This window comes from Hymenobacter sp. 5317J-9 (assembly GCF_022921075.1).
Lineage (GTDB): Bacteria > Bacteroidota > Bacteroidia > Cytophagales > Hymenobacteraceae > Hymenobacter.
On record NZ_CP095050.1, the window covers coordinates 2,349,569 to 2,372,278 of the forward strand.

Below are 22,710 nucleotides of genomic sequence, written 5' to 3' on the forward strand. Positions count from 1 at the left end.
CGGAAGGAGGCGGGTAGTTTTATCTGGTAATCAAAGCAAAGAGCTCTGATGGCAAGCGCAATACTCACTCCTTTTTCCAGTTCATATGCAACCCCTTCGTACACTTCTTTTCCTGCCGAAGCTGCCTGCCGTGCGTGGGGCGGTGGCTGGGGCTCGGCCTGTTGCTGGTAGCAGACGCCTGCTCACACTCAAAATCGGAGGAGCCGGCCACCGTTTCGGCGCCCGCGTCGTCGTACCGCGCCGATGTAGTGGTGTTGTGGCTCAACCTGCAGCTCAAGCTGGTGCGCACCACGGCGGCGGGGCCGGTCAATACTTTTGGGCGGCCGTTTGGCTACTCCGGCATTGCGGGGTACGAGGCCGTGGTGCCGGGCATTGCCGGGGCCACGTCGCTGGGCAGCCAGCTCAACGGCCTCAGCGGCCTGCCCGTGGCCGACAAAACCCAAGCCTATAATTGGGCCCTGAGTGCCAACGCGGCCCTGGCCGCCGTCAACCGGGGCTTGTTTGCCAACACCTCGGCGGCCAACAAAATCACCATCGATTCGCTGGAAGCGGCCAATGCGGCGGCGCTACAGGCCGGCGTTGGGGCCGAGGCGCAGGCCCGGTCCATCGATTTTGGCAAACAGGTAGCCGCGGCCGTACTCACGTGGGCGCGCACCGACGGCTACGACAACGCCGCGCCCTACACCCCGCCCACCGGGCCGGGCATGTGGGTGCCCACGGCCCCGGCCTTCGCGCCCGCCGGCTTCGCCTACTGGGGCACCAACCGCCCGCTGGTGGCCGGCAGCGGCGCCGGCGCCGACCCGGGACCGCCGCTGGCCTATTCGGCCGCGCCGGGCTCGCCTTTCTACGCCATGGCCCAGGAGGTGTACGACCTGTCGCAGAACCTCACGGCCGACCAGCGCGCCATTGCCCTGTTCTGGAACGACGCGCCCAACGGACGCAATTTCACCCCGCCCGGCCACTGGATGTCCATCCTCACGCAGGTGCTGGTGCGCGAGCAGCCCGCCCTCGACAAGGCCCTGAAAGCCTACGCCAAAGTGGGCATCAGCATGAACGACGCCGCCATCAGTTGCTTCAAAACGAAGTACACCTACACTTTGCTGCGGCCCATTAGCTACGTGCGCGGCGAGCTGGGCCACCCCGGCTGGCTGTCGCTCATCAAGGCCCCCAATTTTCCCGATTACAGCGCCACGCACGCCACGCTCTCGGCCGCCGCGGCCGCGGCCCTCACCAGCCTGTTCGGCACCAACTATGCGTTCACCGACCAGAATTACGTGCAGTTTGGGCTGGGAGCGCGCTCCTACACGTCGTTCGAGCAGGCGGGCGCTGAAGCCGGAATTTCGCGCCTCTACGGCGGCATTCATTACCGCACTTCGTGCGAGAAGGGGGGGGGCACAAGGCAAAAAAGTGGCGCAGAACATCGACGCCAGCCTGACGCTGCGCTAAAGTACCGCCCGCTAGGCTGAGCGCAGCGAAGCATCTTTTCACCCCTGAACGACTCTCGTTGGGGCGTGAAGAGATGCTTCACGCTGACAGACGATTAGCATAATTAAAGCCCGCGAAGTGTCTTAGCTGCGCTCGATATGGCGTTCTTCCTCCCCAATCCGCTACATCACCCCAGCGCTTCCTCTACTCTGGGGCGAAACAGGCGGCCGATGGGCAGCTCCTGGTTGGCTACTTCGATGTGGCGGGCGTTGTAGGTCCGGATTTTTTCCAGGGCCACGATAAATGAGCGGTGAATGCGCAGAAAATTGCTTTCCGAGAGCTTCTCCTCCATGCCGTTGATGGTTTGCTTCACCACCAGCGGCGGGCCAGCGACGGTATGGATTTTCACGTAGTCCTTCAGGCCTTCGATGCAAAGGATGGTGTTGAGCACCACCTTCACCATTTTCCGGTCGATGCGAAAATAGAGGAAAGCGTCGGGCGTGGCGACGGGCTCAGCAGGCGCCGCGGCCTGTGCTCCCTCCGCGCGGCCCACTTTGGTCACGGCTTTGAGGAAGCGTTCCAGCGACACGGGCTTGAGCAAATAGTCCACCGCATCGAGCTCAAAGCCTTCGTAGGCAAATTCGCGGTAAGCGGTGGTGAAGATGACTTGCGGCGGGTGGCGCAGGCTGCGCAGGAAATCGGTGCCTAGCAGCTTGGGCATTTTGATGTCGAGAAACATCAGGTCGACTGGTTGGGCCTGGAGGATGCCGAAAGCTTCCAAAGCGTTGCCGCAGGTGCCCACCAGTTCCAGGTGGGCCACTTCGCGCACGTAGGTTTCCAGCACCTCCAGGGCCGGGGGCTCATCATCGACCAATAAGCAGCGGGTTTTCATGCGGTGGCAAGTAGTTATCTAGGCGGGGGGGGGCTGCTCACGGCTTTGCGAAATGCTTCCGCCGCGGCGTTGCGGGTGGGCAGCGGCTTGGCCGGGGGCTCGGGGGGCCGGGCGGCGCGCAGGTGCAGGGTGGCCAGAAAGGTATCCGGCTCGGCCACGAGTTTCAGCGAGTGGCGGCCGGGGTAGAGGCGGGCCAGCCGCGCGCGCAGGGTGCGCAGGCCGGGGCCTTCCTGCCAGTTGGCGGCGTCCGCGACGCGGCTGTTGATGACTTTCACGACGAGAGAATGCGGCTTGGCCACCAGGTCGATGCTCACCCAGGGGCATTCGTGGGCGGGGCCGGCGCCGTGCCGGAAGGCGTTTTCGACCAGTGGCAGCAACAGCAGCGGCGCAATGCGGGCCGCCGTGAGGTCGCCGCTGAAATGGAGCGATACGTCTATGCGCGGGCCCAGCCGCAAGGCCTCCAGCGCCACGTAATGGCGCAGCATGTCGGCTTCGTCGGCCAGGGGGCCGGCCTCGCGGGCGCTGGCGTAGGGCAGGTAGCGCAGCAGTTCGGCAAGGTGCAGCACTGCCCCCGGGGCTTCCGGCGATTTGCGGCCGGTGAGCGTGCGCAGGGTGCCGAGCGTGTCGAACAGAAACGGGGGCTGCAGCTGTGCCTTCAGCAGCTGCAGTTCGGCATGCAGCTTGCGTTGCTGCAGCTCCTGGCCCAGCCGCTGCTGCTCGTTCCAGTGGTTCAGCAGCTTGAGCGTACTGGCGGCCCCGGCCATCACCAGCAGCACAAACCACGCGAAGCCGAGGTCTTGGTAGTTCGACCAATCGAATGTTGCCGGCACGGGCTCGCCAAACCACGCCGCCGGCCCCAGGTCGTACAGCATCCGCAGCACGTCCACCACCAGGACGCTGGCCGGCACCCACGCCAGCAGCAGCAGCATTATCAGCCCAAACTGCCCGCGCAGCAGCCGGGGCAGCACCCCGTACAGCAAGGGGTAAATGGTGAGCAGCGCAGCGGGCGTCTGCACGAATAAAATGCCGCCCACGTACAGGCGTGCCCCGGCCAGGAAGTGCGCCGGCAGCTGCATCAGGTAGCTGAGCACCATGGTGGCCAGCCAAAAGGCGGCGTGCCGCATCACCCGGCGGTTGGGCCCGCCGCTCATGGCCCGGGCGCGTTGGCCACGGCCCAGGCCCGGGCGGCCGCGGAGTGAACGGGGGCTTCCGCCGGCTCTGGGGCGGCAGCCGGCGCCGCTTCGTCGGCCAGGTGCAGCGCCAGGCGCACCACAAAGGTGTCGGCGCTGGTTTCCAGCGCGAAGCGGTGGCGCTCCGGGTAGAGCAGGCGCAGGCGCTCCCGCACGTTGCGCAGCCCGATGCCGGCCGGTGCGGCGGGGCCGGCATCGGGGTTTTTGGAATTGACGACGACGCACGTGAACCAGCCCTGCGCCACGCTTAGCACAATGCGGATGCGGGCCGCGCCCACCTGTTCGGCCGCGCCGTGCTTAAAGGCGTTTTCGACCAGCGGCAGCAGCAGCAGCGGCGCAATGCGGGCCGGGGAGCCGATGCCCTCGGCTTGAAAATCCAGGGTGAGGCGCGGGCCGTAGCGCAGCTGCTCCAGGGCCAGGTAGTTGCGCAGCAGGGCCACTTCGTCGGCCAGGGGCACCAGCGGGGCGTTGCCCTGCTCCACCACAAAATGCAGCAGCCCGGTGAGGCGTTCCACCACCACCGGGGCCTGGTCAGACTGCTTCAGTGTGAGCGAATACAGATTGTTGAGGGTGTTGAAGAGAAAGTGCGGGTGAATTTGGGCCCGCAGCAACTGCAGCTCGGCCTGAAAATTCTCTTGCGCCAGCTGCGCGTTGCGGTGCGCTTGCCGCTGCCGCTGCCGGTACACGCGCAGGCAGGCCGCCACCCCGGCCGTGAGCAGCAGCGGCATGTGCGCCCCGGTGGCATACACGAGGTAATAGTCGGAAAACGCCGAGGGCCGGCCGTGGTGCGAAGGCACAAAAAAGTAGTAGCGGTGCGCAAACGTGAGGGCCAGCCCCAGCACCAGCCACGCCAGCAGCAGCAGCCCGAAGCGGCCGCGGTGCTCGGGCCGCGGCAGCCAGGGCAGCACGCCGTAGAGCAGCGCGTAGGTGGCCAGCATCTGGGGCGGCAGCAGAATCAGCGAGTCGTGCAGGGCCACGCGCCAGTCGGTGGTGGCGCGCAGGCCGTAGAGAAACAGCCAGGCCATGAGCACCACGCGCACCGACCAGAACAGGCCGTGCCGCAGCCAGCGCCGCTCGTCGAGGGCCCGCAGGGCGGCGGCCACCGCCGGGTTTGCTGCCTGTGCCATGGCTGGAATAAAGGTTTGTGCGGGGTAAATATATCGGTTTGAGCGCGGGCAAGGTCCTCGCATTCCGCTTTTTAGACCAACGGCCCCTCGCCGTCGACTAACGACCAAACCGGTTGTTGGTCGACGGCGCTTGTGCGAGTTGCGCCCACCCGCCGCGGCCCGGCGAATAAGCCAGCGAAGGCGGCGGGCAACGTCCATCTTGGGGCATAGCCGAGGCCGTCCGGCCGATGGGCAGGCACCTGGCCCGCCAATTCTTTACCCCACTTTTCCCTCTCGCACCATGAAATCATTCTCCTTCCTTCGCCTGTGCCTCGCGTTGTTGCCGCTGGCTGTTTCCCCGCTCGTGCGGGCTCAGGGCCCGGGCGCGCTTCCCCAAAACGGCTACTGGAACCTGGAAACCAACCTGACGACGCGCGATTACACCCTCGTGCGCTTCTACAACGCCCAGAACCAGCTCGTGTACCAAGAGCGCCTCGACGGCCTCTGCCTCAACTTGGGCAGCGCCCGGCCGCTCTGCCGCCGCACCAAAAGCCAGCTCAACGCCACCCTGGAACAGGTGCTGCTCGACCCCTCGCTGGCCATCCGCCCCAACCTGTTGTCCACCCAATTCGGTACCGACCGCCGGCTGCAGCGCGTGTACGCCGTCCGTTGGGCATTTTTTTATTAAATTATAATTAGTATATACTATATTGTTTGTAATTTGATTGTGGCATTGCTGCTTCAACTCCTTTCTTTCTACAAATTGACATGAAGCTCTTCCCTCTTCACCTGGCAAACTGGCTGCCGGGCTGCCTGCTGCTGGCGTTGGCATTGGCTGGGCCGGCGCGGGCGCAATTCTCCACCACACCCTCGCAAACCCAGTTCGTAAGCAACGCGCCCAACTACCAACTGGGCGTGCAGGCCTTCGCCGATGGTGCAGGCGGCTCCTACATTGTCTGGATTGACAAGCGCAACGGCAACAACTCCGGCCTCGGCACCGGTATTTATGCCCAGCGCCTCAACGCGGCTGGGGTGCCACTGCTGCCCACCAACGGCCTGCGACTGTTCCAAACCGGCAGTCGCGACATCTTCGGCATGCGGGCCGTTGCCTGGCAAGGCGGGGTGCTGGTGGCCTGGGTGCAAGGAGCCTTTGGCGTGGGGGGCGACACCGTGCGCTGCCAGTTCTACAGCGCAACCGGCGTGCCGCAATGGTCCTCGCCCACCGTGGTGGCCTACCGCACCCTGCCCACCGTCATCTACGAAAGCGAGCAGGGGCTCAACATCATTCCCTCCAGCACGGGCGCCACCATCACCCACGCCCTGGCCCTGAACGGCGGCAGCAACCGCTTCACCTACAATAAAATTGGGCCGACGGGCGTGCTGAGCTACCCCAACAACGACCGGCAGGTGGTGGTGGTGCCCGTGGGCATCTTTGCTTCCGACTATTACCACACGGTGGGCGACGGCGGCGACGGCTTCTACATGGTGGCCAGCGCCGGCGGCTTAGGCTCGCCCATCTACGCCCAGCACTTCAGCGCGGCCGGCGCGGCCACCTGGGCCAACTACACCACCATCTCGGCGGGCGGTGCGTCGGGGCGCGGTTCGGACTGGCAGCTCCTGACCGACCCGGCCAACGCCCTCTACGTGGCCTGGACCTCCAACGGCGGCGACCCGCTGGTGGCTAAGGTGCTGCCCAGCGGCACGCTGGGCTGGGCCAGCCCCGGCTATGTGGCCCTGAGCACCGACCCCGCGTATCAAACCAACCCCCACGCCATTTGGCACGATAACGCGCTTTGGATGATATGGGAAGACGCCCGCGGCGGCAGCGGCAACTTCGATTACAAGTGTTATGCCCAAAAGATTGACGCGGCCGGCACGTTGGCTTGGGCGGCCGGCGGGGTGCCCGTGTACTCCTTGTCCGCAGGTTATCCGCGTCCCAAGCTGGCGCCATCCGACAACGGCGCGGTGATGGCCTTCTACAGCACGGATGCCAACGCCGCCAACTTCCGCGCTCAGAAAATCCTGCCCAGTGGCGCAGTTGCCTTCACCTCGCCCGGCGTCATTCTGCATTCAATAGCCGAAAACCGTCCCTATGAGTTGGACTACATACCTGTAGGGCAGCCCAATGGCTCGGTGCAGGTATTTTGGTCGTCGCCGGGGCCCGCGCCTACGGGGCGCGACATCTGCGCGGGCCGCATACAGAGTTCGGGCTCGCTGCTCAGCTCCACCGAGCGCGCGGCCGCGGCGCTTGGGGTTGAAGTGTATCCCAACCCTGCCACTTCGGAACTGCGCCTCCGCTTTCCGGCTGCTGCCAAGCCTGGCAGCCTGCGCCTATACAACGGGTGCGGCGACTTGGTGCGGGTTTTCGCCGACGCCGCGCAGCCGCTGTCGGTTCGGGGGTTGCCGGTGGGCCTGTATGTGCTGCGGGCCACGGTGGCCGGGCAAGCTGTGAGCCAGCGCCTAGCAGTAGAGTAGGCGAGGGGAGCCTGCCAAACGAAGAAAACCAGCCTGTCAGGCTTCAAATCAGAAGCCTGACAGGCTGGTTTTCTTCGTCTTACAACCGTTTTATTCCGCCGTAAGCGCGGTCACCACTTCCCCGATGGGCAGCACGCGCTCCACGCCGGTTTGCATGATTTTGATTTTTACCACGCCCGCGGCGGCTTCTTCCGGGCCCATGATGATGACCAGCGGAATGCCCTTGGCATCGGCGTATTTAAACTGCTTTTGCAGCTTGCTGGCGTCGGGGTACAGCTCGGCGGGGATGCCGGCGGCGCGCAACTCGGCCAGCAGGGGCAGGGCGGCCCGGCCGCTGGCCACGTCGAAGTGCGTGATGAGGCAGCGGGTGGGGGTTTCGGCCGTCACCGTGAACAAGTCCAGCGCTTCGAGGCAGTCGTAAAGCCGGTCGACGCCAAACGAAAAGCCCACGCCCGACACGCCCGGCAGCCCGAAGCTCCCGGTGAGGTTGTCGTAGCGCCCGCCGCCGCTCACGCTGCCCATCTGCACGTTGTTGATTTTGACTTCGAAAATGCAGCCCGTGTAGTAGGAGAGGCCCCGCGCCAGGGTGGGGTCGAACTCCAGCCGGTCGAACTGCCGGAAGCCGGAGGCCCGAAGCAGGTCCAGCACCTGGGCCAGCTCGGTGAGGCCGCGGTAGTTGGCCAGCGGCTCGGGCGAGTCGGCTTCCACGTCGGGGGTGGTGGGGCGCACGCCGTCGGGCTCCACGCCGGCCGTCACGAAGCCGGCCAGCAGGCGCTGCAGCTTCTCTTCGTAGCTGCCTTCCACCGTCAGCAGCTCAAACAGCGTGTCGACGGTGGGCGCGGAAAAGCCGCGTTCCAGCAGCTCCTTGCTCACGCCGTCGCGCCCGATTTTGTCGAGCTTGTCGATGGCCACGAACAAGTCCGTCTCGCGACCCTCGCCGCCCAGCGCCTGGTAAATGTTGCGCAGCACCCCGCGGTGGTTGATTTTGATGGTGAAGTCGTGCAGGCCAAGGCCGCCGAGCACCTGGGCCATCATCAGCACGATTTCGGCCTCGCAGAGCAGCGAGTCGGTGCCCACCACGTCGGCGTCGCACTGGTAAAACTCGCGGTAGCGGCCACGCTGGGGGCGGTCGGCGCGCCACACGGGCTGCATCTGGTAGCGCTTCAAGGGGAAGGTGAGCGTGCCGCGGTTCATGGCCACGTAGCGGGCGAAGGGCACGGTGAGGTCGTAGCGCAGGCCCTTTTCGGCCACTTTGGGCAGTAGGGCTTTGCTGCCAGTGGCCAGGTCTTCGGCCGTTACGTCCTTGGCAAAGTCGCCGGAGTTCAATACTTTAAACAGGAGCTGGTCGCCCTCGTCGCCGTACTTGCCGGTGAGCACCGACAGGTTCTCCAGCGTCGGCGTTTCGAGCGGCGCGTAGCCAAACGACTCGAACGTGCGGCGGATGACGTTGAAAATGTGCTGGCGGCGTGCCACCTGCGCGGGGCCAAAATCGCGGGTGCCCTTGGGAATACTCGGTTTTTGCATAACGCCGGCAAAGGTAGGCAAGCCGCCGGGGCGATATCGTCTGCTTCACCCAAACCGAGAATGTCGCATTTGTACAATATTCAACATTGTTAATATTGTAAATTTGTTCTGAGTTGTCGCAAGGGTCGGATTGGAGCGGCATGTAGTTGGAATCGGGCAGGACCTCGCAGACAATATGCACATCACGGCATTATCCCCATCTCCGGCGCTGGCCGGCTTCGTCGAGTGCTACGGACTGTGGTACACCGAACCCGAAACCGAACCACCGACCTCTGCCACAGCCCATAGCCCACCTTCAGACATTCCCCCTTTTTCCGCCGAAGACCCGCTGGGTTTCACGCGGCGCATGCTCTGGCTGCGGCTTCCGGACCGGGACGAAGGCCTGAGCATTTTCTTTCGGCCGGTTGGCTACTACCATCTGTTTAAGCCGCCTGTGGCCGAAGGGGAAGACGTCCGGGATATGCTAAGCAGAGCGGCGCAGCCCTTCGTCGACGCCCTGCTGCAACGCATGCAGGAATGCCGCCGACTGGCCTGGCCGGCGGCAGCCGACGAGCTGTTGCTGGAGCGCGTGGCCGGCACCGCTACCTCGCCCGATGCGGTCGATGCGGTGGCTGGCAGCATTCTGGAGCACGATGGCCGGGTCAGCATTGAAGCGCTGGCCCAAGGCGTGGGCTTGAGCCGCCGGCAGCTCGAGCGCCGCTTCCTGGCCGAAGTCGGCACGGCGCCTAAGCTCTACGCCAGCCTCGTCCGGTTCAACCGTGCGTTTCGGCTGCTGGCCGCTGATGCGTTGCCCAACTGGCAGGACGTGGCCTACGCCTGTGGGTACTACGACCAAGCCCACCTGATTCGCGAGTTCCGCCGGTTTACCGGGCACGCGCCCAGCGCCTACTTCAAAGCGCACCCCACGTCGCCCGTCCACACCACCTAACTAAGCCGTGGCGAAACAACGGCTGGCCGCAGAGGCCGAAACCGACCCAACGCGTCACCCCTTCATCTCACTTTTCCTGTTTAGCTATGAAAAATTACGTGTTTCCTCGATTCATTGCATTGCTTCTGCTGCTGGCAGGTGCAGCAACTGCTCAGGCCCAGTCAGCCACCGTTTCCACGGCTGGCTATTGGAACCTCGAAACCAACCTGACTACGCACGATTACACCCTGGTGCGCTTCTACAACGCGCAAGACCAGCTCGTGTACCAGGAGCGCATCGACGGCCTGTGCCTCAACCTGAACAGCGCCCGCCCATTGTGCCGCAAAACAGCCGCTAAGCTCAACCTGGCCTTGCAGCAGGTGCTCGACGACCCGGGCCTGGGCAACGTAAACACCGCGCTGGTGGCCCAGCAGCTCAGCGCCGACCGCCGCGTGCAGCGTGTGTACGCCGTGCGCTGAATGGCTCATAATTAGCAAGAAAAAGCCCCGCCGCCGGACCAAACCGACGACGGGGCTTTGCTTGCAGAAAGGAAGGTGAGAAACTACTCTTTCTTGAACTCAAACTCGCCGCCGCCCTGCTTCAGCTTAAAGGTGGGCTGGTCGGCCGCAAACTCCACGCGCAGCTGGGCCGGGTCGAACTTGAACACGCCGGGACTCACGGCTTCCATGGTGAAGGCCGGCTGGCCGGTGGCTTGGGCTTTGAGGGCGTTGCCCTCGCGGGTGAAAGTGATTTTGAGCGGAATCTGGGGGCTGCCGTAGGTGCCGGCGTAGCGGTCGAGGTCGGCCGGCGTGGGCACGAAGCCGGTTTTCACAAACTCGGGCTTCAGGGCCACGCGGGCGTCGCGCTCGGCCAGGGCCCAAGCCGTGTGGAAGATGAGTTGGTCGCGCCGGGCCATGGCCGGGAAGTCGATGAACTCCACGTCGTCCGTCGCCTTATGGTACTGCGGGTGCAGGCCGCTGGTGTAGAAAATAATCGGGACGTTGTGCTTGGCGAAGTTGTAGTGGTCGGAGCGGTAGTAAATCTGCTCGGGGTCGGCCGGGTCGTTGTATTTGTAGTCGAGAGCCAATGGGTTGTATTGCTGGTTGGTTGCCTCGCTCAGGGTGTTGAGCTCGGTGCTGAGGCGGTCGGCGCCCACCAGGTACACGTAGTCGCCCTTGCCCTGGTGCAGGCTATCCACGCGGCCCACCATGTCGATGTTGAGGTCGGTCACCGTCTTTTCAAGCGGGAACACGGGGTGGTCGGTGTAGTACTGCGAGCCGAGCAAGCCCTCCTCCTCACCGGTGTTGGCCAGGAAAAGGATGCTGCGGCGCGGGCCGTGGCCTTCTTTTTTGGCCTGCGAGAAAGCACGGGCCATGGCCAGCACGCTCACCGTGCCCGAGCCGTCGTCGTCGGCGCCGTTGAACACCACGCCGTCTTTCACGCCGAGGTGGTCGTAGTGGGCCGACACCACAATGAGCTCATCCTTTTTGTCGCCGCCTTCGAGGTAGCCCAAGACGTTTTCGGTGGTGAAGGGCTCGATGTTTTGCTTGGCCTGGGCCGTGGCGGCCGCGGGCTTAAAGGGCGAGGCGACCGCCTTGCCGGCCTTGGCCACGCTCTGGCGGTACTTGTCGAGGCCGGCCGGGGTGGTGCCCAGCAGCTTGGCGCCCATTTCGGGCGACACCATCAAGATGTTGAACCCCGAGGCCTTCTTTTCCGCACCGTCGAAGGTGAGGTCGTCGTGGTCCATGAGCTGGCCAAAGGCCTGGGGCACGGCCGAGTAAGCCGCTGCCGTGGGCATGACGAGGATAATGGAGCGCGCGCCCAGCGGAAAAATGCCTTTGCGGCGCGCCATCAGGCCGTCAAGCGTTGCCGAGGCGTACGCACTGGCTTTGCCATCGGGGCCGAGAAGCGACTTGCCCTGGCCGTTCAGTGGTTCGCCGGCCAATAGAATCAGGTCCTTGCCCTTGTAGTCGGTGGGGGCGGCGAAATCCGAATACTTGTCCTCCTTGATGCCGTAGCCCACAAACACCGGCTGCAGCGGCGCACCCGTGGCGAAAGCATCGGTCATGATGCCGTAGAAGTCGCGCTTGCCCTGAAACGTCTGGCTGCCCACCTTCACGGTGCTGGCGGCCAGGTCGAGGCTGGTGCGCTTCATGCTGAAGTGCTGAATGTAGGGGTTGTCGGAGCCCGCCACGGGGCCGGTCAGGCCGTCGGCCGCGAAGGCTTTGGCAATGTAGTCGGCGGCCATTTTCTGGCCTTTCTTACCGGTCTCGCGGCCCTCGTAGGCATCCGAAGCCAGCACGTCGAGGTCCGCTTTCAGGCCAGCCGGCGTGATGGTCTGGGCGTAGGTCACGGACCAGTCTGTGGGGGTTGCGGCCGGCGCGGGGGCAGTTGTAGCTGTGTTTCGGCCGGGCTTCGTCTTGATTTTGACTTTGCCCGATTGGGCCGAAACGGTGCCGGCTGCCAACAGAAGCGCAACGGCCAGGGGGAGTTGTTTTGACATAGAAGTCGATGGGAATAGAAAAAGGTGTGCAGAAAAGATGTGAAAAATAGGACGGGTTTGAGCTTGATGGCGAAGCTACGCTTTGGGTTGCACTCGCGCCGCGGCTGGGAATCGGGCAGTGAATCGCAGGCCATCGCTGCCCATTACAGCCCCTCCGGGCATTTTTCAGTTAGGCCAGTAGGGGCGGGGGGGGGAAATCTGTTTTACAGCACAAGCCCCGCCGTCGGACCAAACCAACGACGGGGCTGTTTTGCAGAAAGAAGGAGAGAAAAGCGGGGTGGTTTCAGGGAAAATCAACTAACTCAGCCGCCGAAGCCGCCACCGCCCTGGGGCGCGGCCTCGATGCGGCCCGGCTTGGCCTTGCTGGCGCCGATGTACCAGGTGAAGCCCAGCCAGCCCACGCGGGTTTCGTCTTTGGCGTAGCGGGTGCTGCTCAGCACATCGGTTTCAATTTCGGTGCGGTAGGAGCTGGTGTTCAGCAGGTCCGACACCCGCAGGGTGAGGGCGGCGCGGTCGGAGAACAGGCGCTGGCGCAAGGCCAGGTCCATCTGGCCCCAGGCCAGCTGCCGGCCCTGGGCCGTGAGCGAGGCCGAGCGCACGTTACCGCTCAGCTGCACATCCAGGGTGGGGCGCAGGGTGAAATTGTTGGTGAGGCGGGCGGTGCCCACCAGCGCCGTGCGGTTGTTGCCGATGCCGTTGCCGGCAATCTGGGCGCGGTAGAGGCTGGTGCTGGCGTTCAGGCGCCACCACTTGGCCAGGGGCTGGTTGAGGCTGAGCTCGGCGCCGAGGTTGGTGGTGGTGCCGAGGTTATCGTAGGTTTCGGCCGTTACCAGGCCCGAGTTGCCGGCCAGGCGGGTGGCCGTGGTGTCCACGAAGCGCAGGCGCTGGATGGAGCTGGTGGTGATGCGGGCAAACACGGTGCTGGTGATGGTGGCCTGGCCCACGTTCAGCTGGTGGCCCAGTTCGATGTTGTGGCTGAATTCAGCCCGCAGACGCGGGTTGCCGAGGCGGTAGCTGCGCGGGTCTTGGTAAATGGCCAGCGGCAGCTGCTGCATGAAGTTGGGGCGGTTGAGGCGGCGGGCGTAGCTCAGCTGCAGGCGGTTCTGGCCGGGTTCTTTGCCAAACTCGCGGCTGATGAGGGCCGAGGGGAAGAAGCTCAGGTAGTCCTGGGCCAGGCTGCCGCGCTGCTGAATGCCCGCCCCGCCCCGAATGCTGCCGCTCAGGAGGGTGTACTCGGTGCGCAGACCGGCCTGGGCGTTCCACTTGGCACCCAGCGCGTGCTGCGCCGTCACGTAGGCCGCGGGCACCACCTGGTCGGAGGCGTAGGTGAGCGAGCGGGCCGGGTCGTTCACGAAGTCGTTGGGGCGGCTTTCGTTGGCAGCAAAGCCGAAGCTGTTGCTCCCGCGGCTGCCCTGGTGCTCTACTTTGGCACCCATTTCGAGGCGGCCCTTGCCGTCGGCCAGCGGGTGGGTGTAGTCCACCTGCCCGAACTGGATGTTGGCCAGCAGGTCGAGCTGCTGCCGGGTGGCGGGCTGCGCAATATTGCCCACCTCGGCGTACTGCCGCTGCACCACCGGCACCGTGGCGTCAATCACCACGCCGCCAAAGTTGGCGCTCAGCTCGCGGCCCTTGTGCTCAGCCCAGGTGCGGCGGTAGTTGCCGCCGTAGTTCAGCAGCTTCACCTGCACGTCGAGGTCCTGCTGGCCGCGGGCGCGCTGCACGGGGCCGCTGTTGGTCTGCTGCGTCAGCTCCTGGCCTTCGCTTTCGAGGTTGCGCTCGGTGCCGACGCTACCGTTCAGGCCCAGCGTCTGGTTTTTGGGCAGCTCCAGCTCCACGCCCAGCCGCAGCGAGTGGTTGCGGTGCCCTTCGCTGCCGGCGCCAACCTGGGTGGTGCGCACCGTTTCGGAAGGCAGCAGGGCTACCTGCTCCGAGTGGCCTTTGCTGGCGTAGGTCACGTCGCGGCCGTCGTAGCTGCCGCTCCAGGTGGCCTTGCCCACCTTGCGGCTCAGGTTGAGGTTGCCGCTGTACTTCTCGTTGGTGCCCAGGTTGAGCGCCGCCGTACCGTTTGTGCCGGGACGGGTTTCTTTCTTGGTGATGAGGTTGATGACCCCGCCGCCGCCGGCCGCGTCGTACTTAGCCGAGGGGTTGGTGATGACTTCCACCTGCGCAATGCGCGAGGCCGGAATCTGGTCGAGGCGCTGGCCGCCGCCGGTGCCGCCGTTGCTCACGCCCGCCGGCTTGCCGTCGATGAGGATGGTGACGTTCGAGGTGCCGCGCATCGAAACCGTGCCGTTCACGTCCACGCTCACCGAAGGCACGTTTTGCAGCACGTTGGCCGCCGTGCCGCCCACGCTGGCCAGGTCTTTTTCAACGTTAATCACGCGTTTGCCCAGTTCTTCCACCACGGTGGCTTTCTGAGCCGTTACCACTACTTCGCTCAGTTTGGTGGCCGTAGCTGCCGTTAGTTGAAGCCCCGGAAACTGAACCGTGGGGGCCGTCGCCGTCAGGGTGAAGCGGCGGCGCAGCACTTTATAGTTCAGGTCCTGCACCCGCATCAGGTAGGTGCCCAGCGGCAGGCCGGCGGCCCGGAAAGCGCCCTGCTCCGTGGTCTGGGCGGCCGTGACAAACGTGGAGTCGGCTGAGCGCAGCAGCACCACGTCGGAGAACGGCACGGGCTTGCCCGAGCCGGCTTCAACGAGGCTGCCGCTCACGCTGCCGGCGCCGCCCGTTTGGGCCGCCGCGCCCAAGGGTAGCAGCAGCGAAACCAAGGCCGCGCCACGCAGCACGCGGCCGGAAAGGGAGAGAGCAGAAGCGGTGAATAAGGTTTTCATGGTGCAGAAAAAAGGTGAGGCAGGCGGGGAAGCAGCTCGGGTCAGGCAGCGGCCGCGGTTCCGCTGGGTGGTGAGCAACCGGGCCGCCCAAACTCCGGTGAGTGGAAGCAGCGGGCTAGCGGGCCATCTTGGGTACTCGCTAAGCTCAGCTACTGGGCTAAGAACAGAACAAATGTAAAGCAGGTACTTTGTAACACAAGGTACTGGTTAAATAATTTTTCAATAAGCTTAAGCAATTGAGAGTTTAAATGATGAAAATCAGTGGATAAGAGGTGAGAAATAATTTGCCTCTATCTGGTGGCGCTTGCATGTAGCACTGCGGAACTGATGCTACAGATGCAACTTGCTATATCAGGGTTGCCCGATTCTTTCTGATTTTTCTGAACAAAAGCAAAACGCCCCGACCAGTGGCCGGGGCGTTTTGCTTTTTCATTCGCTCAGCAAAGTGGGCGGGCCGGGCATTACCGGCGCTTCACCGGGGTCTTGGGCTTGGGTTTGGGCTGGTGCACGGGGTCGGTCACCTGCTGGCCGTTGCGGTAGGTCACGTTGCGGTCCACGGTTTTGCCGTCTTCCTTATAGTAAGTCCACACGCCGCTCTGTTTGCTGTTGCGGTACAGGCCATTCACGGCCAGCGTGCCGTCTTCGCGGTATTCCTTAAAAGGGCCCTGAATCATGCTGCGCACGTAGGTGGTTTCCTTGTGCACCTTGCCCGAGGGGAAATATTCCTGCGCCACGCCAGCCATAAAGCCGTTTAGGTAGGGCTGGCGGCTTTGCACCGTGCCGTTTTCATAGTAGGTGAGGCGCTCGCCCACCAGCTTGCCCTGAGGGCCGTAGGTTTCCACCTTGCGGGGCGTTTTGCCATCGGGGTAAAACTCGCGCCAGGTGCCGGCCGGGCGTCCACTTTTGTACTGCTCTTCAGCTTGTTTCAGCTGCCCGGCCACGTCGTGGTAACGCGTGATTTTGCGGTCCTTGCCGCCGTTGGCGTAGTCGGTTTCCTCGCGCGGGTGGCCGTTCTCGTAGTACTCAATGCCGTGGCCCACCAGCACGCCGTTGCGGTAGGTCATCTTCGATTTCACCTGCCCGCTCTCGTAGTAGCTGGTGGCCGGCCCGTCGAGGTTGGCCGTGCCGCTCACGGGCGCCGCGCGCTTGGTCAGGTCGTCGCCCAGCGGGTTTTTCACCGCGCGCTGCACCAGCGGCGCGGGGGCGTAGGTGCTCTCGGTTTGCAGCTTGCCACTCATGTAGTAGCTGCGGTAGCGCCCGCGGCCATTCTTATCGGCCAGCACCTCCACCTCAATCTGGCTGTTGGGGTAATACGTTTTGTAGGGCCCCGACAGCAGCCCTTTCGTGAAGCTGCCCTCGCTCTGCACCACGCCGTTGGGGTAATAGAACTTCACCGCACCGTTGGGCTGGCCGTCCACGTAGCTGATTTCGGCCTGGGTCTTGCCGTCGGGGTACAGCGCTTTCAGCGCGCCGTTGGGCTGGCCTTTGGTGAGCGTCGTGCGCAGCTTCACCGAGCCGTCGGGGTGGTAATAGGTGATTTCGCCGTTGGGCTCGTCGTTTTCGAAGAAGCCGGCCTGGGCCACGTGGCCGTCGTCGTAGTAGGTTTTGAACGGGCCCTGCCGGATGCCATCCTTGTAGGTAGCCTCCAGCCGCCGGGTGCCCGTGGGGTGAAACTCCACGTAAGCCGAGTCGCGCTTGCCCTGCGTGAAGCTGGTTTGCTGCTCCAGCTTGCCGTTGCGGTAAAAGCGTTTATACGTGCCCTGCGGCACGGTATCGGCCGCCACCAAGGCCGTATAAACTTCGCGCTTGTTGGTTTTGAGGGAGTCGTAATAAGAAATAAAACGCTTCAGCCGCTGCCCGTGCGAGGGCAGGGCCAGCAGCAAAAAGAAAAAGGGCACTAGGTATTTCATAGGCGCAAGAACGCAGAAAAGGTGTTTTCCGTGCGAAAGGAGGTAGCCTCTAAAAGTCGGGCCAAAAAAAGCCCCACCGAATTCTCGGTGGGGCCAAAATAAAAAAGAACGTCATGCTGAGCGCAGTCGAAGCATCTCGCGTGTGGTAGTAACTCAATCGACTGGACTACTTCAGCACGCGAGATGCTTCGACTGCGCTCAGCATGACGTTCTGTAAATTTAGAAACTACAGCGCTTCCACCACAATGGCGCTGGCACCGCCGCCGCCGTTGCAGATGCCCGTCACGCCGATTTTGCCGCCCTCGTTCTTGAGCACGTTCATCAGCGTGGTCACAATGCGCGCGCCCGAGGCGCCCAGCGGGTGGCCCAGGCTCACGGCGCCGCCATATTTGTTCACCTTGGTGCCTTCCAGATTCAGCAGCTTGTTGTTGGCCAGGCTCACTACGGAGAAGGCTTCGTTGATTTCGTAGAAATCCACGTCGGCGGCCGTCTTACCGGCGTTTTTCAGGGCCTTCGGAATGGCCAGCGAAGGCGAGGTGGTGAACCACTCCGGTGCCTGCTCGGCGTCGGCGAAGCCCAGGATGCGGCCGATGGGCGTGAGGCCCAGCGCGTCGGCCTTCTCGCGGCTCATCAGCAGCACGGCGGCGGCACCGTCGTTTAGGGTAGAGGCGTTGGCGGCCGTCACGGTGCCGTTTTCCTTGATGAAGGCAGGCTTCAGGCTGGGTACTTTGGCAAAGTCAACTTTCAGGTATTCCTCGTCATCTTCGATGACGGTGGTTTTGCCGCGGCTCTCGATGGTCACGGGCACGATTTCGTCCTTCTTTTTGCCGGCCTTGGCCGCGGCGGCGCTGCGGGTGTAGCTCTCAATGGCAAAGGCGTCCTGCTCTTCGCGGGTGATGCCCATTTCCTTGGCCGTGTTTTCGGCCGCGTTGCCCATGGCATAGTCGTGGTAGGGGTCCCAGAGGCCGTCGCGCACCAGGCCGTCAATCATCTGCCCGTGGCCGTACTTGGCGCCGAAGCGGGCTTTGTCGAGGTAGTAGGGTACGTTGCTCATGCTCTCCATGCCGCCAGCCAGAATCACGTCGGCTTGCCCCAGCATGATGGCCTGGGCCGCAAACATGATGGCTTTCGAGCCCGAAGCACACACCTTGTTCACGGTGGTGCACTCTACGGTATCGGGCAGGCCGGCTTTCTTGGCAGCCTGGCGGGCGGGGGCCTGGCCCAGGTTGGCCGAAATCACGTTGCCCATAATTACCTGCTCTACTTCTGCGGGCGCCACGCCGGCTTTGTCAAGAGCGCCTTTCAGGGCAATGGCGCCCAGCTCGGTGGCCGACAACGACGCCAGCGCCCCGCCAAAAGACCCGATGGGCGTGCGGACGGCGGAAATAATGACAACTTCTTTGGTTTGCATACCGAAATGTTGGTTGTGGGGTGGGAGGATGAATCTGGCCGCAAAAGTACGGATTTAACACCCCCGAACGTGATGAGTGCCTAACAGGCGTTAGCCGGCTTTGGTTGGCTGCACAAGTCGCTAACCCACAAGGCTTACTTACCAGGTGGGTTTGTTAGGGTCGGGCTTGCGCTCGGCCGGGCGTGCCAGCTGTTGCAGGTACTGCTGCTCCTGGGCACGCAGGGTTTCGAGGAGCTGTCGGGCCTGGGCGGGGCTCAGGTTCATGGCCTGCAGGCGCTCGCGCTGGGTTTGCAGCTGCACGTCGGCCGGGGTGGCGGCTTCGGTGCCGGGTCGGGTGCTGCGCCCGTTGCTGACCTCGCCTCCGGCGTTACGGTCCAGCCCGCGCAGCTGGCCGGGCACCTCGCCGGTGGGCAGGGGCTGGGCGGGGCCGGGGCCGGGCGCCCGGCCACCGGTGGCCGATGCGCCCTGAGTAGGGGCGGGCCGTTGGTTATCAGGCTGGCCAGCGGGGGTAGGGCGGCTTTGCGGCGAGCCACTGGGCGGAGCTGTGCTTTGTTTCTGGTCGTTGGTTTCGCCTTTGCGGTCCGTACCTTCCTTAGTAGCGGGCTGATTTGGGGCGCTGCCATTTTTATCGGGCGTCGGCTTATCTTCCTTGTTTTTAGGTTGATTGGATTGCGCAGGCGGTGGCGGCGATGGAATTTGCGGCGTGTTGGGCCGCCGGGCCAGGTAATCGGTCAGCACTTCGTAATCGTAGCGGGCGATTTTGTTGCCTGGGTCCAGCAGCAGGGCCTGGCGCAGCAGGCCCACGGCCTGGGCCAGCTCGCCGCGCTGGGCTGCCAGCACTGCCAGCTGCTGCCGCGCCACGCTGCCCAGGGCCGGCGGTGCGCCCGTTAGCAGCTTGCTGTAAGTGCTGGCGGCGGGCGCCAGCTGGCCGGCCCGGGTTTGGGCGTGGGCCAGGTTCAACACTAGGCGGGGGTCGGGGGTGCGGCGGGCTTTGGCGTTCAGCGCCTCTGCAAAGTCCTGGGCTGCACGGGCCGCGGCCCCTTGCTGGTACGCCGCGGTGCCGCGCCGCACGGCCACGTTGCGGTCGCGCACGCCGGTGAGCAGCGCCCAGCCGGGCCCGCCAATCAACAGTAGCACCAGCGCAACGTATTTCACGGACGAATAACGGTTAGGGTCAGCGCCACGTCGAGGGCCAGCAGCAGCAGGGCGGCCGCCAGCGGGTAGCGGTAGCGGTTGTCGGCCACGGCCACGGTGCGCACCTGCTCGGCCACGCCGGGCATGTTGCGTAGCAGGCGCAGCAAGGGCTCGAAGCCGTTTTGCTGGTTGCTCAACTCCACGTACTGGCCGCCGGTTTGAGCCGAGAGCTGCAGCAGCGGCGCTTCGCGCAGACGGCTTTGCACCACCTGGCCTTTGCCGTCGCGCACCAGCCCCCCGCCCGGCTTGGGAATGGAACTGCCCGTTGCCGTGCCCACGCCCACCGTATACACCCGTGCCCCGGCCCGGGCCAGCTCCCGCAGCGCGGGCTCCAGGTTTTCGCCAAAGTCTTCGCCGTCGCTCACCAGTACCAGCGCCGTGGCACGGGGCGAGCCGGCCTGCGGGCTCAGTCGTTTCAGCACCAGCTCCAGCGGCTCGCGCAGGGTGGTGGGCCCGGCGGGCAGCAGGCTGGTGCGCAGCGTACGAACGAATACCTGCACGGCGGCCTGGTCGTAGGTGAGCGGGCATTGCACCACGGCCTCGGCCCCAAATACCACCAGCCCCAACCGGTCGGCCGGAAACTGAGCCACCAGCGTTTCCAACTCGGCCTGGGCCCGCAGCAGGCGGGAAGGGGCTACGTCCGGGGCATCCATCGAGCGCGACACGTCCACCAGCAGCCACACGTCTTTGCCGGCGGTGCGCACCGGGCGCTGGCTCACGCCCAGCGAAGGGCCCAGCGCGGCGGCCAGTAGCGCCGCGCCGGCCAGCAGGCGCAGCGTCAGCTTCCAGCCGCGGTGGCGGGCCCGCGTGCCCAGCGCCCGCCCGGCGCGGCCCGCCCGCTGCCAGTGCCGCGCCAGCAGCCCCAGCGCTAGGAGCAGGGCCAGGCCGGCCGCCACAAAATCAGGATACGCCCAGGTTAGCAATGAGGGAATAAGTAAACGAAGAGAAGGAGAGGCCGCACGCCGCGCCGGCAAAGGTGGCAGCGCGGAGGCGCTTGCCTCGCCCCAAAGATAATTTTTTCGCTCAGGGTATGGCTAATTCAGTTCCGCCCGTATATTTGCACCCGCTTCGGACGGAAGCGAAACCAGCCTGGAGAAGTGGGTGAGTGGCTGAAACCAGTAGTTTGCTAAACTGCCGTAGCTCTAAAGGTTACCGGGGGTTCGAATCCCCCCTTCTCCACTAATAATGTTGGGTTGCGAAAGCGTCCCATTGGGGCTCCACCCAGTAGGAAACTTTCTAAACTCAACATTATTTTTTTTCGGGGTGTAGCGTAGCCCGGTATCGCGCCTGCTTTGGGAGCAGGAGGTCGTAGGTTCGAATCCTGCCACCCCGACTTTTTTCCCACCCCGTTTTCGACCCCGTAGCTCAGCTGGATAGAGCAACTACCTTCTAAGTAGTCGGTCTTTGGTTCGAATCCAAACGGGGCCACTTCAAAGCCCCTCGTTTCACGGCGAGGGGCTTTTTTGTGCTTCGGCCGCCCTGTTTGGCCGCGCCGGCTCCGGATTTCTGGCTCAACCTGAGCCTGATTTTGCCCGAAGTGAGTCGTTGGCTGGCGCAACGCACCCCCGCACTGGCACGTTCAGGCACTATGAAAGTGGGCCAATATGCTTATCTTGGCCCCCAAACGCGGCTGCCACCACCTGAGCAGCTCCACGCATTGCACACTTTTTTTACTTCCTCTTCTTTTCGCCACCCCTTAAACAACTTTTAACCATGAAGAAATTCTTACTTTCTCTGGGCTTGCTTGGTGCCGCCGTAGGCGCGCACGCCCAGACCGTGAACTTGGGTCCTTGGGTGCAGGTAAACACGGTGAACTCCGGGGCTTTTGCGCCGGGCTACCGCGTCGTTCACGTGAGCACCGTTTCGCCCACCGTGGCGTGGACCACGGCCGAGGAAAACTCGTCGTCGGGCGTTGCTAACTTCTTCTTCCGCACCAACAACGCTGCGGGCGACCAGTTCGATTTCGATGCCATCACCGCAGTCGGTGCTAATGCCTCGTATGAATCGGCCAACATTTCGGGCGTTTCGGCTACCACCGCAGTGGTCGGCAAGTACGGCGCTTCGGGCGGCGGCGACATCCTGCGCACCACCAACGGCGGCCTGAGCTGGACCCGCACCACCACCAACGCGCAGTTTCCGCAAGCCAACGGTGGCTTCCTCGACTTCGTGCACATGTTCGACGCCAACGTGGGCGTGGCCGTGGGCGACCCCGTGGGTGGCTACTTTGAAATCTACCGCACCACCGACGGCGGCGCGACCTGGAACCGCATCCCCCAAACCGCCGTCCTCAACCCTTTCACGGGCGAGGCTGCGCTGGTGCGTTCGTACTTCGCGCTGGGCAACACCATCTGGTTTGGCGGCGCTTCGCTGGGTACCAACGACCAGGAGTACGTTTACAAGTCGACGGACCGCGGCATAACCTGGACCAAAAGCGCGCCGACGCCCCTCACCGAAACCATCTCCAAAATTGCGTTCAAAGATGCCAACAACGGCATCGCGTACAACGTGAAGGTGACCGGTACCGACGTAACCGCCGTGAACGTGATTCGCACCAGCGACGGGGGCGCCACCTGGCAGACCATCACCCCGGTGAACAACGCCACGGGCAGCTTCTTCCGCTACGACATCGATGCCGTGAACGGTCGTTACTACAGCGTGGGCCAGCGCTTCCCCGCTTCTTCGCCCGCCGTGGCCGCCGACTTTGGCTCTTCGTACAGCACCGACGGCATCAACTGGACCAACATGAACAACAGCCAGGGCTTCTTCGCCATGGACCTGATTCCGGGCACGGGCACGGCCGTAGCACAGGGCTACGCCGGCGCTGCCACCGACGCTGCCGGCTCGGGCGGCATCTACAAGGCCACCATCCTCAACTCGGCTACCCGCGACGCAGCTCTGCAAAACGCGCTGACGGTGTACCCTAACCCCAGCAACACCGGCGTGTTCAATGTGGACCTGGGTTCGACCCTGAAAGGCGACGCCCAGATGACCGTGGTGGACGCCATGGGCCGTCAGGTGAAGTCGCAAGCCATCAACGCTACCACCGTGGGCTCGAAAGCCTTCAACGTAGACCTGAGCAACGAAAAGGCTGGCGTGTACACCCTGCAGTTCCGCACCGAAGCCGGCATTGCCACGCAGAAAGTGGTTATCAACTAAGGACCGGTTTTCGCCCTTGCTTAAAAGGCCTCTCCCGCACCGGGAGAGGCCTTTTTTTGTGCCTGGGAACAAGGCCGTTGGCGGTGGTTTCTGGGGTGCTGAAAAATGAAAAAATACGGGGAAGAAAACCGCGAAAATTCCCGAAAATGGGATTAAATATGTACTTTTGAGTGTTCAGTACCTAGC

Annotated in this window: 16 protein-coding genes and 3 tRNA genes; 9 read left to right on the plus strand and 10 right to left on the minus strand. The window is 63.9% G+C overall.

Features of this window, described 5'->3' with window-relative positions:
- Positions 1-161 precede the first annotated feature (161 nt).
- Positions 162-1,466: a vanadium-dependent haloperoxidase gene (locus tag MUN81_RS09800; RefSeq protein WP_245117119.1), complete on the plus strand. Its 1,305-nt coding sequence runs from the start codon at positions 162-164 to the stop codon at positions 1,464-1,466.
- Between the two features lie 146 nt (positions 1,467-1,612).
- Here the strand turns inward: MUN81_RS09800 and MUN81_RS09805 are convergent, their stop codons facing one another.
- From MUN81_RS09805 to MUN81_RS09815, 3 genes are read right to left on the minus strand one after another with little or no spacing between them, the layout of a single operon-like run.
- Entirely contained in the window at positions 1,613-2,317 is a 705-nt protein-coding gene (locus tag MUN81_RS09805; protein ID WP_245117120.1) for a LytTR family DNA-binding domain-containing protein, read from the minus strand.
- Positions 2,318-2,331: 14 nt separating this feature from the next.
- Positions 2,332-3,468, minus strand: a complete 1,137-nt coding sequence (locus MUN81_RS09810; RefSeq protein WP_245117121.1) for a histidine kinase — start codon at positions 3,466-3,468, stop codon at positions 2,332-2,334.
- Positions 3,465-4,634 carry a histidine kinase gene (locus tag MUN81_RS09815; protein WP_245117122.1) on the minus strand — a complete coding sequence of 390 codons (1,170 nt, stop codon included), beginning with the start codon at positions 4,632-4,634 and terminating at the stop codon, positions 3,465-3,467. Before MUN81_RS09815 ends, MUN81_RS09810 begins: the two co-directional genes overlap by 4 nt.
- Positions 4,635-4,914: 280 nt before the next feature.
- On the opposite strand from MUN81_RS09815, the gene MUN81_RS09820 reads away from it, so the two are divergent.
- Both MUN81_RS09820 and MUN81_RS09825 read left to right on the plus strand, forming a co-directional pair.
- Positions 4,915-5,301 carry a hypothetical protein gene (locus MUN81_RS09820; protein ID WP_245117123.1) on the plus strand — a complete coding sequence of 129 codons (387 nt, stop codon included), beginning with the start codon at positions 4,915-4,917 and terminating at the stop codon, positions 5,299-5,301.
- A gap of 80 nt (positions 5,302-5,381) precedes the next feature.
- Positions 5,382-7,088: a T9SS type A sorting domain-containing protein gene (locus MUN81_RS09825; RefSeq protein ID WP_245117124.1), complete on the plus strand. Its 1,707-nt coding sequence runs from the start codon at positions 5,382-5,384 to the stop codon at positions 7,086-7,088.
- A gap of 90 nt (positions 7,089-7,178) precedes the next feature.
- Here MUN81_RS09825 and hisS read toward each other — a convergent pair whose 3' ends face one another.
- A complete protein-coding gene (hisS, locus tag MUN81_RS09830; RefSeq protein ID WP_245117125.1) occupies positions 7,179-8,612 on the minus strand; it encodes a histidine--tRNA ligase in 1,434 nt (477 codons plus the stop codon).
- Positions 8,613-8,958: 346 nt separating this feature from the next.
- Between hisS and MUN81_RS09835 the strand changes: the two genes are divergently transcribed.
- Both MUN81_RS09835 and MUN81_RS09840 read left to right on the plus strand, forming a co-directional pair.
- Entirely contained in the window at positions 8,959-9,540 is a 582-nt protein-coding gene (locus MUN81_RS09835; RefSeq protein ID WP_245117126.1) for an AraC family transcriptional regulator, read from the plus strand.
- An 86-nt stretch (positions 9,541-9,626) separates the two neighbouring features.
- Complete coding sequence (locus MUN81_RS09840; RefSeq protein ID WP_245117127.1) at positions 9,627-9,998, plus strand: hypothetical protein; 372 nt, start codon at positions 9,627-9,629, stop codon at positions 9,996-9,998.
- A gap of 83 nt (positions 9,999-10,081) precedes the next feature.
- On the opposite strand, the gene MUN81_RS09845 is transcribed toward MUN81_RS09840, so the two are convergent.
- From MUN81_RS09845 to MUN81_RS09870, 6 genes are all read right to left on the minus strand, one after another.
- Entirely contained in the window at positions 10,082-12,022 is a 1,941-nt protein-coding gene (locus tag MUN81_RS09845) for a M28 family peptidase (RefSeq protein ID WP_245117128.1), read from the minus strand.
- Positions 12,023-12,324: 302 nt separating this feature from the next.
- Complete coding sequence (locus MUN81_RS09850; RefSeq protein ID WP_245117129.1) at positions 12,325-14,853, minus strand: outer membrane beta-barrel protein; 2,529 nt, start codon at positions 14,851-14,853, stop codon at positions 12,325-12,327.
- 461 nt (positions 14,854-15,314) lie between these two features.
- Positions 15,315-16,763, minus strand: a complete 1,449-nt coding sequence (locus tag MUN81_RS09855; RefSeq protein WP_245117130.1) for a toxin-antitoxin system YwqK family antitoxin — start codon at positions 16,761-16,763, stop codon at positions 15,315-15,317.
- A 226-nt stretch (positions 16,764-16,989) separates the two neighbouring features.
- Positions 16,990-18,174 (minus strand): acetyl-CoA C-acyltransferase, encoded by a 1,185-nt coding sequence (locus MUN81_RS09860; protein WP_245117131.1) that lies wholly within the window; start codon positions 18,172-18,174, stop codon positions 16,990-16,992.
- A 138-nt stretch (positions 18,175-18,312) separates the two neighbouring features.
- The gene (locus tag MUN81_RS09865) at positions 18,313-19,329 is read right to left on the minus strand and encodes a DUF1631 domain-containing protein (protein ID WP_245117132.1); all 1,017 of its coding nucleotides are present in this window, start codon (positions 19,327-19,329) and stop codon (positions 18,313-18,315) included.
- Positions 19,326-20,291, minus strand: a complete 966-nt coding sequence (locus MUN81_RS09870) for a VWA domain-containing protein (RefSeq protein ID WP_245117133.1) — start codon at positions 20,289-20,291, stop codon at positions 19,326-19,328. The genes MUN81_RS09865 and MUN81_RS09870 overlap by 4 nt, the downstream gene beginning before the upstream one ends.
- Before the next feature lie 168 nt (positions 20,292-20,459).
- On the opposite strand from MUN81_RS09870, the gene MUN81_RS09875 reads away from it, so the two are divergent.
- The 4 genes from MUN81_RS09875 (at position 20,460) to MUN81_RS09890 (ending at position 22,524) form a co-directional block, all read left to right on the plus strand.
- Positions 20,460-20,547: transfer RNA gene (locus MUN81_RS09875), tRNA-Ser, on the plus strand.
- Between the two features lie 80 nt (positions 20,548-20,627).
- A tRNA-Pro gene (locus MUN81_RS09880) sits at positions 20,628-20,701 on the plus strand.
- 21 nt (positions 20,702-20,722) lie between these two features.
- A tRNA-Arg gene (locus MUN81_RS09885) sits at positions 20,723-20,796 on the plus strand.
- Positions 20,797-21,081: 285 nt separating this feature from the next.
- Complete coding sequence (locus tag MUN81_RS09890; protein WP_245117134.1) at positions 21,082-22,524, plus strand: T9SS type A sorting domain-containing protein; 1,443 nt, start codon at positions 21,082-21,084, stop codon at positions 22,522-22,524.
- Positions 22,525-22,710: the final 186 nt, after the last annotated feature.

Coding starts and splice junctions, on each gene's coding strand:
- MUN81_RS09850 (WP_245117129.1), bottom strand. CDS start 14,853: ATGAAAACCTTATTCACCGCTTCTGCTCTCTCCCTTTCCGGCCGCGTG.
- MUN81_RS09855 (WP_245117130.1), bottom strand. CDS start 16,763: ATGAAATACCTAGTGCCCTTTTTCTTTTTGCTGCTGGCCCTGCCCTCG.
- hisS (WP_245117125.1), bottom strand. CDS start 8,612: ATGCAAAAACCGAGTATTCCCAAGGGCACCCGCGATTTTGGCCCCGCG.
- MUN81_RS09890 (WP_245117134.1), top strand. CDS start 21,082: ATGAAGAAATTCTTACTTTCTCTGGGCTTGCTTGGTGCCGCCGTAGGC.
- MUN81_RS09805 (WP_245117120.1), bottom strand. CDS start 2,317: ATGAAAACCCGCTGCTTATTGGTCGATGATGAGCCCCCGGCCCTGGAG.
- MUN81_RS09820 (WP_245117123.1), top strand. CDS start 4,915: ATGAAATCATTCTCCTTCCTTCGCCTGTGCCTCGCGTTGTTGCCGCTG.
- MUN81_RS09825 (WP_245117124.1), top strand. CDS start 5,382: ATGAAGCTCTTCCCTCTTCACCTGGCAAACTGGCTGCCGGGCTGCCTG.
- MUN81_RS09845 (WP_245117128.1), bottom strand. CDS start 12,022: ATGTCAAAACAACTCCCCCTGGCCGTTGCGCTTCTGTTGGCAGCCGGC.
- MUN81_RS09860 (WP_245117131.1), bottom strand. CDS start 18,174: ATGCAAACCAAAGAAGTTGTCATTATTTCCGCCGTCCGCACGCCCATC.
- MUN81_RS09810 (WP_245117121.1), bottom strand. CDS start 3,468: ATGAGCGGCGGGCCCAACCGCCGGGTGATGCGGCACGCCGCCTTTTGG.
- MUN81_RS09840 (WP_245117127.1), top strand. CDS start 9,627: ATGAAAAATTACGTGTTTCCTCGATTCATTGCATTGCTTCTGCTGCTG.
- MUN81_RS09815 (WP_245117122.1), bottom strand. CDS start 4,634: ATGGCACAGGCAGCAAACCCGGCGGTGGCCGCCGCCCTGCGGGCCCTC.
- MUN81_RS09835 (WP_245117126.1), top strand. CDS start 8,959: ATGCTCTGGCTGCGGCTTCCGGACCGGGACGAAGGCCTGAGCATTTTC.